The following is a 15,138-nucleotide window of genomic DNA, read 5'->3' on the forward strand; positions in this document are numbered from 1 at the left end:
CCACCTTCTCCGCCCGCCAGGTCTCGCGATCCAGCGGATCCGTTGCAGGTCAACGGATGCGGACCTGAGGCGGTGCTGATCTAGTCACCGCGCTGAGCGGAGTCCGGGCCTAGCAATCACATCTTTAACATGGACCCCAGGCCAAGTCGGTGCGCGATTTACCCACCTTTGAGCGACAAGCCAAGGTGCGTAACGGAATTGTCGCTGCCAGGTGGGCAAAAAGCGACATCCCGAACCCCGGGAGACTGATGTGACTGATGTGGCTGATGGGAAAGTGGCAGTTGCGTCCTACAACTTGGGGCACAAGGCCGCTAGTCGACATGCAGTTCGGCTCGTCAGCGGCCCGCGCAGGCCAGCTGGTCGAAAGGTTCGCAAGGTCTGCGGCATCGCGATGTGAGGCACCATCTCGAGGTCTGCTACTTCCGAACAAAATAGCTATTCTGGCTACTTTGACTATACTGGTGACATGCCTACCCTGACCTACCGAAACCGCGCTGGGGAACTCGTCGACCTGCCGACCGTCGCCGCCACGCGGTTCAAGAACCAGTTCGGCGCGGTCCTGGAGAAGGCCACTGCCGACGGCGCGGTCGCGATCACCAAGCACAACACGCCGAAGGCAGTACTGGTGTCCTACGCCGAGTTCGAAGCGCTGACCCGCGCGGCTACCCCTGCTCTGGACGAGTTGACCGAAGAGTTCGACCGCTTGCTGGAACGCATGCAGACGCCAAAATCCAAGGCCGCGATGGCCTCCGCTTTCGATGCCAGCCCGCAACAGCTGGGGAAGGTCGCGGTGAAGGCGGCCCGCGCGAAGCGGCGGCGCTGACTGAGCCGGCTGTACGTCCTCGCCGGTGTCAACGGCGCGGGCAAGAGCACCATCGGCGGCGCCATGTTCCGCGCGTCCGGCGCCGACTATTACAACCCCGACGAGGCAGCGCGGAGGTTGATCGCGGCGAACCCGGGACTGGATCAAACCGCGGCAAACGCGACGGCGTGGCGCCAGGGTAAGCGGCTGCTGGAACGGGCGATCAACGAACGCCTGGACCTCGCGTTCGAAACCACGCTCGGTGGAAGCACCATGCCCCGGCTGCTCGCCGAGGCGGCATCACAAGGCATTGAGGTGCGGATCTGGTATGTCGGATTGGCCAGCCCGGAAGCCCACATCGACCGAGTGCGGCGACGGGTCGACGCGGGTGGCCATGACATTCCCGAAGCCGACATCCGGCGTCGGTGGCGGCACAGCAGGTTGAATCTGGTGCGGCTGCTGCCTGTGCTGACCGAACTGCGCATGTACGACAACTCGCAAGACGCCGACCCGGGCGAAGGCAAGGCGCCGCGGCCCGTGCTCGTGCTGCACGTTGTGCGGGGACAGACTGTGGGTCCGCCGGATCTGTCGTCGACGCCCGGGTGGGCCAAGCCGATCGTCGCCGCGGCGCTTGATCTCCACTGTTGACGTGGCGACGACCCAGCGGCCGCGCACGTCGAGCACAATTAACCTTGTCCGGGGCGACGACGACCCAGACCAACGCTTACCACCACCGCTGCGGGCCCAGTCGCAGGCACTTCTGCAGGGCAGCATCGGCGGCGCGCACCGCGGCTTCCTCGATGCGGTAGACGGCAGCGATATCGGCGAAGCGGCCGGTTGTCAGGTTCGCGCGTTGGCACACCATTCGTTCGATTCCGGCCGCGATCGCCCCGGGGCCATGTGAATCGAGCAAGGCGCCCTCGTCGGACAGCCGCCACAGCGCGGCGAGGCAGCGCAGAACGGCCGGCAGGCCGAACACGGGAATCACGCTGCGCCAGAGCAATTCGCCGACAGGGCCGAGCGGCAACCGGGGTTGCGGCGGGGCGTGCACGGCCGTGCCGCCCGGTCCCAGCACCCATCGCTTCAGGCGTGCGGTCTCGAAAGGCCGGTCGTAGGGCAGAATCTCGTCGATTTGTGCGGCGCCTCCCGCCACGTGCCACCGGAGCAGGAATGGAAAGCGACGTCCCGCTGCGGTTTCCACGTAGCCATGGGACGCATGGTGCACCCCCGACGAGGTGATTGCGCTGCTGCTGGCGACGGCGGCCAGGTCCTCGGTCGGCATAATCCCCACCGCCCACGCGGCGCCCGACGGACCGTATAGCCGGATCGCAGCCGCCGCGGGCGAATCCGGCGCACAAATCCGTGCCAGCCGCCGGTCGTTGCGGACCACTGCTTCCCACACTTTTCCGGTCAGCTTGTCGCCGAGCTTCGGAATTTTCGCTAGGTCCGGGCCGGAATCGGCGGGCACCGGCAACGATTGCGGTCTCGGCGTCTGCGGTTGTGCGACAACCGGTTTCGCCTTCACCGCTGGCTTTGCCGACGGTATCGCGGGCTCAGGCACCAGCCGCACCGTCGGCCGCGGGACGCAGCCAGCGCACCGCAGGCCCGTTTTCGTGGCGGCCAGCCGCTCATCGGCACCACAGTGTGGGCAGGCGATGTCGGCGAACCGGGCCAGTGGAATGAGCCAATCGAGCGTCAGCGGGTAGCGCCGGTCGCCGCGACGAACGTCGACCGGCAACCGCCATACCGGCACCTCGTAGATGTGCAGCCGATACGGCCGAATCTGGTGGCTCCCCTGGTACTTCTCCCGAGTCTCGCCGATCCGTCGGCCACGCTCGATGCGTACGCTGTCGGCGCGTGCGTCCAACAGCTCCCAGCGATCGGCAGGTGCGTGCGCGCGCCGACGCTCGATCGTCGCGAGCGCATCACGGTAGTACGCCTCGACACGTTCCAGCTCCGCGTCGCGCGCCCTAACGACGTCATCCGCAAGCTGGGATTGCCGTCGCTGCGCGCACTGCTCGATAACCTGGTCCGCAAATCTGACCGCCGTGGCCAGGCCGTTGAAGGAAGGCGAACCATCTTTCGGCACCGTCGGGATGGCGGCGAGCCTCGTAATGACGTGGGTCGGGAGCTGACGTCGGGACTGCACATCCACCCAGCACTCGGCGCATTCCTGATAGTGGTCGTCACTGGACAAGGTGTAGTCGACCAGCACGCCGAGGCGCAGAATCGCGCGAACCGACCGGGTCGGTGCGCCGGTGGCGTCGATCCGCCCGTGCTCGACGGTGAACTGGTCGCGGGCCATCGCCTGCAGGTGCTCGGCCGCCGGTGGCGGCGTGGCGATCACCGGAAAGGTCATCGCGGCGACATCACCCACGGCCAGCACCTCGGCGGCGCAGCGGCCCAGCGCGGGATGCCCCGCCGAGAGCAGCGTCGCACCGTCCTCGCGAGCGACATCGGGATCGGCGGTGACCTGCAGCACCTCCGGCAGCTCCAGCATCGCCTGCAAGTCTGGTGGGAGCATCACCAGCGTCGTATCGCCGCCCAATTCGGTGAGCCCGCCGCTCGCCTCGACATACCGCAGCCAAAAGCCCAGTCCCACATCGGTGCTCGTCATGACGCCGCACCCGGGTCAGCTGAGCGGCGACCCGCCGCGCCCGGCTGCGCCGCGCTCGCGGTCGCCACGAGGAGGTCGACATCTTCCCGGCTTTTCACATAGCTGCGTCTCGCCTCGGCGAGCGCGTTCCCAAGGACGTCGAGCCTTCGCTCGAACTCGTCGTCGTCGACGGCATCGACGAACGCGTCGAAAACCTCGTTCTCGAAATCGAAGTCATCGTCGATCCGGCCGAGGATCATGTCGAGTTCACCGACGACGAGTTCGAACAGGTTGATCTTTGCCTCAAGAACATGCATGACCCTTTGTTCGACGCTGCCCCGGCAGACCAGGTTGGTCAGCGTCACGTCGTGTTCCTGCCCGACGCGGTGCAGCCGGCCGAGCCGCTGCTCGATCTGCATCGGATTCCACGGCAGGTCGAAATTCACCATCACATGGCAGAACTGGAGGTTGCGACCCTCGCCCGCCGACTCCGTCGACAGCAGGATCGGCGTTTCGGCGCGGAACGCGGCGATTGCCGCCTCCTTCTCCGTACGAGTGAGGCTGCCGTGATACAACGCCGACGAGAGCCCGGCCCGCTCGACCGCAGCGATGAGCACGTCCAGTGTCTGCCGAAACCCGGTGAATACCAACACCTTTTCGCCCCTGCCCACGTGGCGCGCGAGGAGTTCGACGAGCACCCGCACCTTGTCCGGTTCCCGGATGGCCTGGGCCCGTTCCGCGAGGTCGTGCCAGCCGAGCTTCGCCAGCGTGGGTGCGGCGGCCCCGGGACTGGAACCGGCCAGCCGGGTCAGCCCGCGCAGGGCAAACCGGTTGAGTCCGGATCCATCCCTGAACCGCCTCGCCGCTGCCCTGACTCGCCGGACGATGTCGGCATAGAGACCGGCCTCGTCGGCGCCGGGAGTCACCAAGATCGTCTCGGCCAGCCGAGGCGGCAACATCACGGCGACCTCGCTGCGGCGATGCCTGACCATCACCTCTTTAGTCCGTGCGCGCAGCTCCTCCAGGTTGTGCGGTCTCGAACCGACCGATGCCGCGCTATGTTTGGCGCGGAACTGGGCCGGTGTGCCGAGCAGTCCCGGTGCGACCAGACTGACCAGCTGGTACAAGTCCGACAGCTTGTTCTCCACCGGCGTCGCCGTCAGCATCAGCAGATAACGGGCGCGCAAACAGCGCGCGAGCTTGCCCGACGCGCTTCGGGGGTTGCGGAGCCGGTGCGCCTCGTCGAAGATCACCAAGTCCCAGTCGGTGTCGGTCAGCCTGCCCAGCAATGGATCGCGACGAGCGGCGGCGAGCGACGCGATGGTGACCGGCCGGTCCATCCCAAGCTCTGCGGCCGGTGTCGACCCGGATTGGACGATGGTGGTCGGCAACCCGAACTTCCGCTCGAGTTCGTCACGCCACTGGTCGACAAGCCCCGCCGGAACGACTACCAGCACGCGGTCGGCGAGCCCGCGCATGCGCAACTCGGAGGCCACCAACCCGGCCTCGATCGTCTTGCCGAGCCCGACCTCGTCGGCGAGGATCCCCCGGCCGCGCATCCGCTGCAGCACGGTGCGCGCGGCCCGCAGCTGATAGTCGAACGGCTCGAACCGCAACCGAGGCATCGCAAGGAAGGTGTCAAACCCCGGCCGTGCCCAGACCTTGACCGCGTCATCGACGATCGCCGGCCAATCCGGTTGCGCCCGTGCGCCATTGCGTAGCCGTGCCAGCAATGGCAGATAGGCGGAGGGCTCTGTTGTGGACGGCTCTCCCGCGGCGATCGTGACAGTCATGAGGCCTCCCGGCGACCAGGTTCGCATTTGCTTGCGCCGGACGGTACCGGCGACCACCGACATGACCGACGACCCACGCCGAGCTGTGACAAATGGGGCGGATGCGGTTCTGGTGACACGCTTGACGACATCGGCTTCAAATCGCGGTAACCTCATTCTCAATACTGCTAGCAACGCGCAAGTTGAGGAGGCAACGCCTGTGACCGCCCCTAACGAGGAAGCGGAAGTAACGCGCGCCGACCGCTTCATCAAGACGGCGGTCGAAATTCTGGGTGAAACGGGCCGCACCGATTTCACCGTGCAAGAGGTCGTGGCGCGCTCCAAGACCTCGTTGCGGGCTTTTTACCAGCATTTCGGCAGTAAGGACGAACTACTGCTGGCCCTCTTCGACAGGACCATGGCGCAGACGGCACAGCTGTGGCGCACCGAAACCGCCGGACTCGACAGCACCGCCGCCCTGAAGCTGGTCATCGACCGCATCAGCGCACGACCGGAGTCCACCACCCAGGACAGCCTCAACCGGGCGCTGAGTCTCTACAACCAGTACCTCGCCGAGAATCGGCCCCGCGAATACGCGCGAGTGCTTTCGCCATTGCATCGACTGCTGCGCGACATCGTCGGGCAGGGCATCACCGAGGGGGTGTTCAACCCCGGCCTCGACGTCGGCGCCGCAGCGGCCATCGTTATGCAGACGGTGCTGGGAGCGCTCCGATTGCACTGGCTGGGAAGCGAATTGAACGGAACGCCGATCGACGCCGGCCAACTGTACGAGTTCTGCAGCCGAGCCCTGGGCATTCGGGACATCGACGACGAGCCGGTGTCCTCGCTGGGCGAACTGTTCGCCCAGATCGGAATGCGCCCGGCCACCGCACACGACGACTTCGCGATGACCATGCCGGTCAGCCCGCAGGTGGTGAACACCTCCGGCGCGCTGCAGGGTGGCCTGATCGCCACGCTGGCCGACGTGGCCGGCGGGCAACTCGGCTTGGAGTACCTGCCGCCGGGCACCGCCATGACCACGGCCGACCTCTTCATCCGCTACCTGCGCCCGATCAGGCAGGGCGGCGCGCTCGCGGTGCCGCGAGTTCTGCGGGCGGGCCGGCGATCGCTGGTCATGCAGGTCGATATCTTCGGTGACAGCGACAGCGAACTCGCGGCGACGGCAACCGTGAATTTCGCCATCATCGAGCACAACGACGCTCGCGAAAGCCGTTAGCGGAACACTTGCGCTAGGTGGTAACGTCATTACCACATGCTGAGAACCGAGACTTCTACAAGGAGATCGCCATGCCGTCTCGCGAGCTTCCCTTTCCGGTGTTCGATGCCGACAACCACATGTACGAGCCGCAGGAGGCGCTGACCAAGTTCCTCCCCGACAAGCGCAAGCACGTGATCGACTACGTGCAGATCCGCGGCCGCACCAAGATCGTGGTGCGCGGCCATATCAGCGAATACATCCCCAACCCCACGTTCGAAGTGGTGGCCCGCCCGGGCGCCCAGGAGGAGTATTTCCGGCACGGCAGCGAAGGCAAGAGCTACCGCGAAGTGATGGGTGAGCCGATGAAGGCGATCCCGGCCTTCCGGGAACCGGGCCCGCGGCTGGAAGTCATGGACGAGTTGGGCATCGACTACGCGCTGATGTTCCCCACCCTGGCCAGTCTGGTCGAGGAGCGGATGAAGGACGACCCGGAGATGACCCACGACGTCATCCACGCGCTCAACCAATGGATGTACGAGACTTGGTCGTTCAACTACCGGGACCGCATCTTCGCCACCCCGGTGATCACCCTGCCCATCGTGGATCGGGCACTCGAAGAGCTGCAGTGGTGCCTGCAGCGTGGCGCTCGCACGGTGCTGGTCCGCCCGGCCCCGGTACCCGGGTACCGCGGCAGCCGCTCGTTCGGTTTCGAGGAGTTCGACCCGTTCTGGCAAGCCTGCGTCCGGGCCGGGATCCCGGTTTCGATGCACGCATCGGACAGCGGCTATTCGGAATTCATGAACGTGTGGGAACCCGGCGACGAGTTCCTGCCGTTCAAGCCGACCGCCTTCCGGAGCCTGGCGATGGGACATCGGCCGATCGAGGATGCCATGGGTGCGCTGGTGTGCCATGGCGCGCTGTCGCGTAATCCGGAGCTGCGCATCCTGTCCATCGAAAACGGCGCGGACTGGGTGCCGCACCTTTTCAAAGGACTCAAGGGCGTCTACAAGAAAATGCCGAACGCATTCAGCGAAGACCCGATCGAGTCGTTTAAGCGGTGCGTCTACGTCAGCCCGTTCTGGGAGGACCGGTTCTCCGAAATCGTGAAGATGGTGGGCACCGACCGGGTGGTCTTCGGTTCCGACTGGCCGCACCCCGAAGGCCTGAAAGACCCGATTTCGTTCGTCGACGAACTCGCCGGTTTCGACCAGGACGACGTCGCAAAGATCATGGGCGGCAACATGATCGAAGTGATGAAGGTTCAAACACCGGCAACCAAGCCAGTCAGCGCGTAATCACGACGCCGGTCAGCCTTTCCCGACGATCGCGTCGCGTGCCCAATCCAGCACTGCCGCGAACGGGCCGGCCATGACGTTGGCGATCTGGGACTCAACCCCACCGCCGAGGAGGAAATCGTTCCGCCGTGTCGGATTGCTGACTGGACCCACCCGCATACGCCATTGGCATGAAACAGTCTGGCGCGAGCCCCATCCGGCGGATTGAATGGTTGGCGGGCGCCAAGTGTCGGTCACTGGTCGTAGGCTGACTTGCCGGCGGCGGCGAAGTGAGGCCAATGGCGTAAGCAGCATGCGTACTCTTGCGGGGTAGGTTCGGAAAGCTCGGGAGGTGAACTTGATGACCGGCAAGCAACTACCGGATCTGCGGTTCGACGTTCCGCTCTACACGCTGACCGAGGCATCCCGATACCTCCTGGTTTCCCGCGCAACCTTGGCGACCTGGGCTGATGGGTACGAACGTAGGCCGGCCAACGCGCCAACCGTGAAGGGCCAGCCGATCATCACCGCTCTTCCTCACCTGGCGGGTAGCGATGCCAGGCTGCCGTTCGTTGGGATCGCCGAGGCATACGTGTTGAACGCCTTCCGCCGAGCCGGTGTCCCGATGCAACGCATCCGGCCATCCCTCGACTGGCTGATCAAGAACGTCGGGCCGCATGCTCTTGCATCGCAGGACTTGTGCACGGACGGCGCAGAAGTACTCTGGCGGTTTGCCGAGCGTTCCGGGGAGGGTAGCCCCGATGATCGGGTCGTCAGAGGACTGATTGTCCCTCGATCTGGCCAGTACGTCTTCAAGGAGATCGTCGAACACTACCTCAAGCAGATCAGCTTCGCAGACGACCGCCTCGCGTCAATGATCAGGTTGCCGCAATACGGTGAGGCCAATGTCGTCCTCGATCCCTGCCGGGGCTACGGGCAACCGGTGTTCGACATGAGTGGCGTCCGGGTGGCTGACGTGCTAGGCCCGTTACGCGCCGGGGCGACGTTTCAAGCGGTCGCCGATGACTACGGTGTGACGGTGGCCCAGCTTCAAGACGCAGTCGACGCCATTGCTGCCTGATCCGCAGCTGCTAGCCGACCTCGATCACATCTTTGTCGACCGCAGTTTGGGCGCTGTGCAAGTACCGAAACTCCTTCGTGAGGCCGGATTCCGGCTGACAACAATGCGTGAGCACTACGGCGAGGTAAGGGCTCAGAGTGTCAGCGATCATGAGTGGATCGCGTTGACGGCCGAACGCGGCTGGATCGGCTTTCACAAAGATGCCAACATCAGGCGCAACGCCGTCGAGCGACAGATAGTAATCGACACGGGTGCCCGACTGTTCTGTGTGCCAAGAGCCGACATCCTGGCGCAGGAAGTCGCGAAACGGTACATCGTCTGCGTTTCTTCCATTGTCCGTGCGGCACGTTCGCCAGGACCGTTCATTTACACGGTTCAGCCAAGCAGAATTGTTCGCGTGCTTTAGTAGGTCATTGCTTTGCGGGCGTTGGCGAGGCTGTCGACGAGCTTCATCGTTTCTACGCTCACGGTGGTGACCTTGTTGATGAGATCGACAATGTAGGTGGGGTTCCCGTGCTCGTCGCACCAGTCGTTGGGGTCGCTGACGATTCCGGACGCTTTGTCGGTGGTGACGCGGTAACGGTCGATAATCCAGTCCAGCGCCGAGCGTGAGCCAAGCAGGTAGCGCACGGCCTCGTCGGGGATACCGGCGATGGTGACATGGGAGTTGTAGACGATCGCCGAGTGGTCTTGCTTGGACTTCCACTTCATCTTGTCCACCCGCCAAGTCTCGCGGTCCCGCGGATCTGTGCCCGGCTTTAATTGCACGTCAAGGGGATACGGCTCGACCGATTCATAGCCGACGTGCAGCCCGGCGAGGCGGCGACCGGCGTTGGCGAGCTGATCGAAGTGCTCGGGAGTTTCCGGCGTCAGGATGTGCGGCAGCATCTTCTTCAGGTCGGCCGCGTACTTTTCGCGGTAGGCGGGATCGTGGAGTAGGCCGTAGACGATCGGAGCCAGCACCAACCAGGTAGAAGCCTGTGTTCTCGTTGATCGTTGGCGCCGAACACCGCGCCTCAATCGTCGAAAGCAGACCCCGATCCGGCTTAGAGCGCATACGCCGTCACCGAAACCGGCTCATCAACACACTCGGCGGCTAAGCGGTAGAAAGCAGGTGATTCTGAATGATCCAGTCGTCGATATGGCGCATGGTGACGGGCAACGCGTCCCCGAAAAAGACGAGATGGTCAGAGCAGGGGATCTCGACAAAGGTGCCCTTCTGATACCGGGCTGCTGTCGTGGGGGCGATCTGTGGCGGCACGACAAGGTCGCATTCGCCTCGGATTGTGAGCACTGGGCTCGTGACTGCTGCGAAGTTGACGGTGGTGGCCTTGCCTCGGTCCAGGAATGGGAAGACGATCTCGCAGTAGGCGCGCCCCGATTCGCAGACCAATTCAGCGAACACCTCGCGGGCGGCATCCTCGGTCTGCGTGTTGGCTACCCACCGCCGAAACCGCTGCCACGTTGTGGGATACAACGGCTTGGCCCACGGTCGTGGCTGTAGAAAGTGCCGCCCGAAGAGGCTCCCAAAGCTACGCAGCGTCGCGGGAGTTGGAGCGAAGATGCCTGCCGCAGGCGACGGGCAGGCGGCGACGACGCCGGCATGACGGGTGCGCGTGGCCACCAGCTGTGCCAGCAGACCGCCCAGCGACAGCCCCACCAGAAGCGGTGGGGGGTCCAGCGAGTCGACGAGCGCAACGAGGTCGTCGGTGTAGTCGCGCATGCTCAGCGGCGCGATCTTCATGGCACCTTCCCGCAAGGGCAGTTCGTGGTGGCGCAGCGTCGGGGTGTGCACGATTTAGCCGCGCTCTTCGAAGGCCGCGCGGGCGGGGGCCCAACTGTCGCCGCGAGCCCACGTGCCGTGGATGAGAACGACGTGTTTGGTGTCGGACATGACAATCAGGATGACGGCCAATCGGCCACACAGCGGCCATTACGAGAAAGATGTGAGGAAGGACGACCCGGAGATGACCCACGACGTCATCCACGCGCTCAACCAATGGATGTATCGTTTAACTACCGGGACAGTATCTTTCGCCACCCCGGTGATTACCCTACTAATCGTAGATCGGAGGCTCGAAGAGCGCCCAGTGCTTCGCGCACCGGGCTTCTTGGGGTTCGAGTTAACTACGGCACGAATCAGGGGCGAATCAGGGCGATTCAGCCTTTCCCGACAATGGCGTCGCGTGCCCGGTCCAGCATTGCCGCGAACGGGCCGGCCATGAGGTTGGCGATCAGGGACTCACCCCCGGCATGGGGTCTGGTGGGCGCGGTCGCCTCGGCCAGCTTGGCGGCGCGGCCCATCCGTTCGAGTTCGCCGCTGCTCAGTTCGTCGCCCAGTTTGGCGAACTCCTCGGCTTCTTCATGCTCGGCGTGGTCGACGACGGTATCGCGCAGCTTGGTGAGTTTGCTGGTGAACTCGGCGTTGTCGACGTCAAGCTTCTCCAGCTCGCTGAGCACGGTCTTGGCTTCGTGCTCTTCCTCCAGCCGCTTGGTGACTACCGTCTGCCCACCGGCAATCTTGCGCTTGGCCCGTGGATGAACGATTTCCTCCTCGGCGGTTTCATGCACCGCCAACCACGCGCTCACCCCCAAGGGCTAAAAGCCGGGGTCCGCCGCGCTACCTAAGTTCTTGATCGACGCGCCGGCGGCATATGTGTTCCTGACCCAACTGTCCGAGAAGTACCGGCAGGCGCTGGCTGAGACCGCCGACCGGGTGCTCAACACGAACTCCACCTGACTCGACCGAACTTTTGGTGCCGCGACCTGGTCATGGGCATTGCTAATCTGATTATCGGCCGTCGACCAGAGCCGTCGACGCGCTTGCCTTGTTGCTCGATCGGTCCGTAGGAGGGACAGCCACATGGCGCCCGACATGGACTGGGACAAGAAGGTCGGCACAGCCGAGGATGTCCGCCGGATCTTCGAGAACGTGCCCGCAATGCTGGTGGGGTTGGAAGGACCCGACCACCGCTTCGTCGCAGCCAACGCCGCGTATCGCAGCCTCAGCCCGACATTCATCGGCGTGGGACAGCTAGCGCGCGAGGTCTATCCCGAACTCGAGGGACAGCAGATTTACCACATGTTCGATCGGGTGTATCGAACCGGCGAGCCACAGTCCGGATCCGAGTGGCGGCTGCAGGCTGACTTCGACGGTTCCGGAGTCGAGGAGCGATTCTTCGACTTTGTCGTCACGCCACGACGCCGGGCTGACGGATCGATCGAGGGCGTGCAGATCCTCTTCGATGACGTCACGAGCCGGGTACAGCAACGACGAGATGCCGAAGCGCAGGTCGAGGAACTGTCCGAGCGGTACCGCCACGTCCGTGACTCGGCCATCGTGATGCAGCAGGCGCTGCTCGCTCCGTCGGTGCCCGTCGTTTCCGGCGCCGACCTCACCGCGCAGTATCTCGTCGCCGCGCGGGACACCGCGGCCGGTGGGGACTGGTTCGACACGGTGGCCCTCGGGGATCGGCTGGTACTGATCGTCGGGGATGTGGTCGGCCATGGCGTGGAAGCCGCAGCGGTGATGTCACAGTTGCGCACGGCGCTGCGGATGCAGATTTGGGCGGGACACACGATCGTCGAAGCCCTGCAGGCGGTGGAGTCCTTCCACGATCAGGTGCCCGGCTCAACCTCGGCGACGATCTGTGTCGGCTCCCTCGACCTGGCCACCGGCGACTTCCAGTACTGCACCGCCGGGCACCCACCGCCGTTGCTGGTGACCGCCGATGCGAAGTCCCGCTACCTGCAGCCGTCGGGCGCGGGTCCGCTCGGGAGCGGAACGGGATTCCCGGTATGTACCGAGGTGCTCAACATCGACGACGCGATCATGCTGTACACCGACGGTTTAGTGGAACGCCCGGGCAGGCCGCTGGGGGCCAGCACGGCAGAATTCGCCGAACTGGTGGCAACCATCGCCAGCGGCGGCGGCTTCGTCATCGATGCGCCGGCCCGGCCCATCGACCGCCTCTGCTCGGAAACGCTCGAGTTGCTGCTTCGATCCACGGGTTACAACGACGACGTCACACTGCTTGCGGCGCAACGCCGGATCCCGGCGCCCCCGCTGTGCATGACGACCGACGCGACGATCCACGCGGCGCGCGGGATCCGCGCCCGGCTCCGTGAATGGCTTGTGCAGATCGGTGCGGACTCCACCGACATCTCCGATGTCGTGCACGCGATCTCCGAATTCGTCGAGAATGCGGTCGAACATGGTTACGGCACAGAGGTTCCCGGCGGTCTCGTGGTCGAGGCGACACTGGACGGTCACGGCAAACTGCGGGCATCGGTGATCGACAGGGGCACGTGGAAGGATCACCGCGAAGGCGAAAAGGGCCGCGGGCGTGGACTCGCGATGGCCGCGGCCCTGGTCGGCGAATCGCACGTCAGGCACGACGCCGACGGGACCACCGCCACCATCACGCATCGCCTGTCCCGGCCGGCGCAGTTCGTCACCGATGCGGTGGTCAGCCGTACCGCCTACCCACCGGCGATCGACACAGAGTTCGTCTCTTTGGTCGCCGAGCCCGGCCGCATCGTAGTGCGCGGCGACGTCGACGCCAACGCCGCGACTACCCTGGACAGCCAGATCGCCGTCGAAAGCCGTTCGGGTCTGGCGCCTTTGACCATCGATCTGAGCGCCGTCACCCACCTTGGATCGGCGGGTGTCGCCGCCCTGGTGGCCGCCCGGGACCGGGCACACATCCAGGGCGGCGACTGCGTGCTGGTGGCGCCGCCCGGCACCCCGGCACACCACGTCTTGTCGCTGGTCCAGGTACCGCTGGTCAGCGGCGATGCCGAGAACGTCTTCGCCGAAGATTGACGGTGGCGGAAACCTGCGCTACCGCAAGCGTTCTAAATCCGCGGTCACCGCGCCGAACACCTCGACAAGAACATTCGCCTGACGCGGGTTGACGTGTTTGGCGAACCACCGTTCGACACCGCGGGCATGAAGCCGCCACGCCGACTGCAGCTCATCAAGTCCTCGCGGGGTCAGCTGGACTCGCGTAGCCCGGCGATTGGCCGGATCCGGGTTACGCGCGACACGACCGGATCGTTCCAGATTGTCAACAATCCTGGTGATGCCGCTGGCGCTGTAGACCAGAGCGGAGGCCAGGTCCTTCATGTACAGGGCCTGACCGGGCGCGCGGGACAACTGCACCAGGGTGTCCAAGGTGAGCAGGCTCATGCCGCACTCGGCACGCAGCTCGGCATCGAGCGTGCGCTGCAGTAACGCAGCCGAATGAATACACAGCTCCCAGGCTTGTTCCTGCTTGGGATCCAATTCGCTGAGTCGAACACCTGCTCGCGAGTCACCCTCATCGGTTCTGTTCACATGCAAATAGTAACAGGGCTTACACTTGCGTACTCAATAGTTGTTATACGTACAATACTGCTATCAAATTTTGGCCAGATAGTCATCTGGCCCAGGAGAGGAAGACATGGCGGCCGCCGCCCAAGCCGAGCTAACGGCCACCCACGCCAGGCCTGCGGCGTCGGCGTACGAGGCGGCGATCGCCGCCACGGAAGCGCATTACGGCGAGATGTGGGCCCAGAACGCAGCGCGTGGGAAGCGGGTTGGGCAGCCTGGTCGGCGGGATGACCGGGAGTTCGAAGTCCACGCAACAAGCCAGCAGCACAGTCGCGCGAGACCTGTTGCGAATCAACGTCCTTCCGTAACCGAACTACGTCGGATGGTGCCATGACGGGATTCTGGGCCCAGTTTCGCAGCTTGAGCCGCCCAAGCCGGGTACTCATGATCAACCAATTCGGGGCCAGCATAGGCTTTTACATGCTGATGCCCTACTTGTCCAGCTATCTGGCAGGGACCCTTGGCCTGGCAGCATGGGCCGTCGGCCTGGTGCTGGGTGTGCGCAACTTCAGCCAGCAGGGCATGTTTTTCGTGGGCGGTACGCTCGCCGATCGGCTCGGCTACAAACCGTTGATCGTGGCCGGTTGTCTGCTGCGCATCGGCGCATTCGGCTTGTTGGCGATCGCCCAGTCGCTATCGACGTTGTTGATTGCCTCAGCAGCAACGGGTTTCGCTGGTGCGCTGTTCAACCCGGCGCTGCGGGCTTATCTCGCCACCGAAACCGACGACCGCCGAATCGAAGCATTCGCCACCTTGAACATGTTCAACCGAGCGGGAATCTTCCTCGGCCCGCTAATCGGACTGGCCTTTGTGACATCGAACTTCCGGATGAGTGTCCTGGCGGCCACGGTGATTTTCGCCGTCCTTGCTCTCGCACAAATCCTGGCGTTACCCGGGCAACGGTCCGCAGATCCGGGTCCGATCGCGCCGGCGAGGACGTCGATTGTCGACCGCCACCGTGATGGGACCGGTTTGAGCAGGGTTTAGCCACGGTCATGGGACCACCCGTTTGCCAGTGAG

11 protein-coding genes and 4 pseudogenes are annotated in these 15,138 nt (G+C 64.6%); 9 read left to right on the top strand and 6 right to left on the bottom strand.

Features of this window, described 5'->3' with window-relative positions; translation table 11 throughout:
* Window positions 1-466: 466 nt before the first annotated feature.
* Window positions 467-823 carry a type II toxin-antitoxin system prevent-host-death family antitoxin gene (locus AWC07_RS08550; RefSeq protein ID WP_036408643.1) on the top strand — a complete coding sequence of 119 codons (357 nt, stop codon included), beginning with the start codon at window positions 467-469 and terminating at the stop codon, window positions 821-823.
* Window positions 824-832: 9 nt separating this feature from the next.
* Window positions 833-1,450, top strand: a complete 618-nt coding sequence (locus AWC07_RS08555; RefSeq protein ID WP_279628862.1) for an ATPase — start codon at window positions 833-835, stop codon at window positions 1,448-1,450.
* A 76-nt stretch (window positions 1,451-1,526) separates the two neighbouring features.
* On the opposite strand, the gene AWC07_RS08560 is transcribed toward AWC07_RS08555, so the two are convergent.
* Together AWC07_RS08560 and AWC07_RS08565 are read right to left on the bottom strand one after the other, a co-directional pair.
* On the bottom strand, window positions 1,527-3,419 hold the full coding sequence (locus AWC07_RS08560) for a hypothetical protein (RefSeq protein WP_036408649.1): 1,893 nt from the start codon (window positions 3,417-3,419) through the stop codon (window positions 1,527-1,529).
* Window positions 3,416-5,191, bottom strand: a complete 1,776-nt coding sequence (locus AWC07_RS08565; RefSeq protein ID WP_167380036.1) for a DEAD/DEAH box helicase — start codon at window positions 5,189-5,191, stop codon at window positions 3,416-3,418. Before AWC07_RS08565 ends, AWC07_RS08560 begins: the two co-directional genes overlap by 4 nt.
* A gap of 199 nt (window positions 5,192-5,390) precedes the next feature.
* On the opposite strand from AWC07_RS08565, the gene AWC07_RS08570 reads away from it, so the two are divergent.
* The 4 genes from AWC07_RS08570 to AWC07_RS08585 all read left to right on the top strand — a co-directional run bounded on the left by AWC07_RS08570 (window position 5,391) and on the right by AWC07_RS08585 (window position 9,150).
* Entirely contained in the window at window positions 5,391-6,407 is a 1,017-nt protein-coding gene (locus AWC07_RS08570) for a hotdog fold thioesterase (protein WP_036408651.1), read from the top strand.
* Window positions 6,408-6,478: 71 nt separating this feature from the next.
* On the top strand, window positions 6,479-7,684 hold the full coding sequence (locus tag AWC07_RS08575; protein ID WP_036408653.1) for an amidohydrolase family protein: 1,206 nt from the start codon (window positions 6,479-6,481) through the stop codon (window positions 7,682-7,684).
* 340 nt (window positions 7,685-8,024) lie between these two features.
* Window positions 8,025-8,744 (top strand): Rv2018 family toxin-antitoxin system antitoxin, encoded by a 720-nt coding sequence (locus AWC07_RS08580; RefSeq protein WP_036408668.1) that lies wholly within the window; start codon window positions 8,025-8,027, stop codon window positions 8,742-8,744.
* Complete coding sequence (locus AWC07_RS08585; protein WP_036408656.1) at window positions 8,734-9,150, top strand: Rv2019 family toxin-antitoxin system toxin ribonuclease; 417 nt, start codon at window positions 8,734-8,736, stop codon at window positions 9,148-9,150. Before AWC07_RS08580 ends, AWC07_RS08585 begins: the two co-directional genes overlap by 11 nt.
* Here AWC07_RS08585 and AWC07_RS08590 read toward each other — a convergent pair.
* A pseudogene (locus tag AWC07_RS08590) lies at window positions 9,147-9,692 on the bottom strand (type ISP restriction/modification enzyme); the annotation flags it as partial. The gene AWC07_RS08585 and the pseudogene AWC07_RS08590 sit on opposite strands and share 4 nt — an antisense overlap.
* Window positions 9,693-9,840: 148 nt before the next feature.
* On the bottom strand, window positions 9,841-10,539 hold the full coding sequence (locus AWC07_RS08595; RefSeq protein ID WP_244187530.1) for an alpha/beta fold hydrolase: 699 nt from the start codon (window positions 10,537-10,539) through the stop codon (window positions 9,841-9,843).
* 157 nt (window positions 10,540-10,696) lie between these two features.
* Here AWC07_RS08595 and AWC07_RS28570 point away from each other — a divergent pair.
* A pseudogene (locus tag AWC07_RS28570) lies at window positions 10,697-10,828 on the top strand (amidohydrolase family protein); the annotation flags it as partial.
* 76 nt (window positions 10,829-10,904) lie between these two features.
* On the opposite strand, the pseudogene AWC07_RS08600 reads toward AWC07_RS28570, so the two are convergent.
* Window positions 10,905-11,321, bottom strand: a pseudogene (locus AWC07_RS08600) (hemerythrin domain-containing protein); the annotation flags it as partial.
* Window positions 11,322-11,607: 286 nt separating this feature from the next.
* On the opposite strand from AWC07_RS08600, the gene AWC07_RS08605 reads away from it, so the two are divergent.
* Complete coding sequence (locus AWC07_RS08605; protein WP_036408659.1) at window positions 11,608-13,569, top strand: SpoIIE family protein phosphatase; 1,962 nt, start codon at window positions 11,608-11,610, stop codon at window positions 13,567-13,569.
* 18 nt (window positions 13,570-13,587) lie between these two features.
* Here AWC07_RS08605 and AWC07_RS08610 read toward each other — a convergent pair whose 3' ends face one another.
* A complete protein-coding gene (locus AWC07_RS08610) occupies window positions 13,588-14,082 on the bottom strand; it encodes a MarR family winged helix-turn-helix transcriptional regulator (protein ID WP_244187531.1) in 495 nt (164 codons plus the stop codon).
* Window positions 14,083-14,448: 366 nt separating this feature from the next.
* Between AWC07_RS08610 and AWC07_RS08615 the strand changes: the two are divergent.
* Window positions 14,449-15,033, top strand: a pseudogene (locus tag AWC07_RS08615) (MFS transporter); the annotation flags it as partial.
* Window positions 15,034-15,138: the final 105 nt, after the last annotated feature.

It is taken from the genome of Mycobacterium gastri (assembly GCF_002102175.1).
Lineage (GTDB): Bacteria > Actinomycetota > Actinomycetes > Mycobacteriales > Mycobacteriaceae > Mycobacterium > Mycobacterium gastri.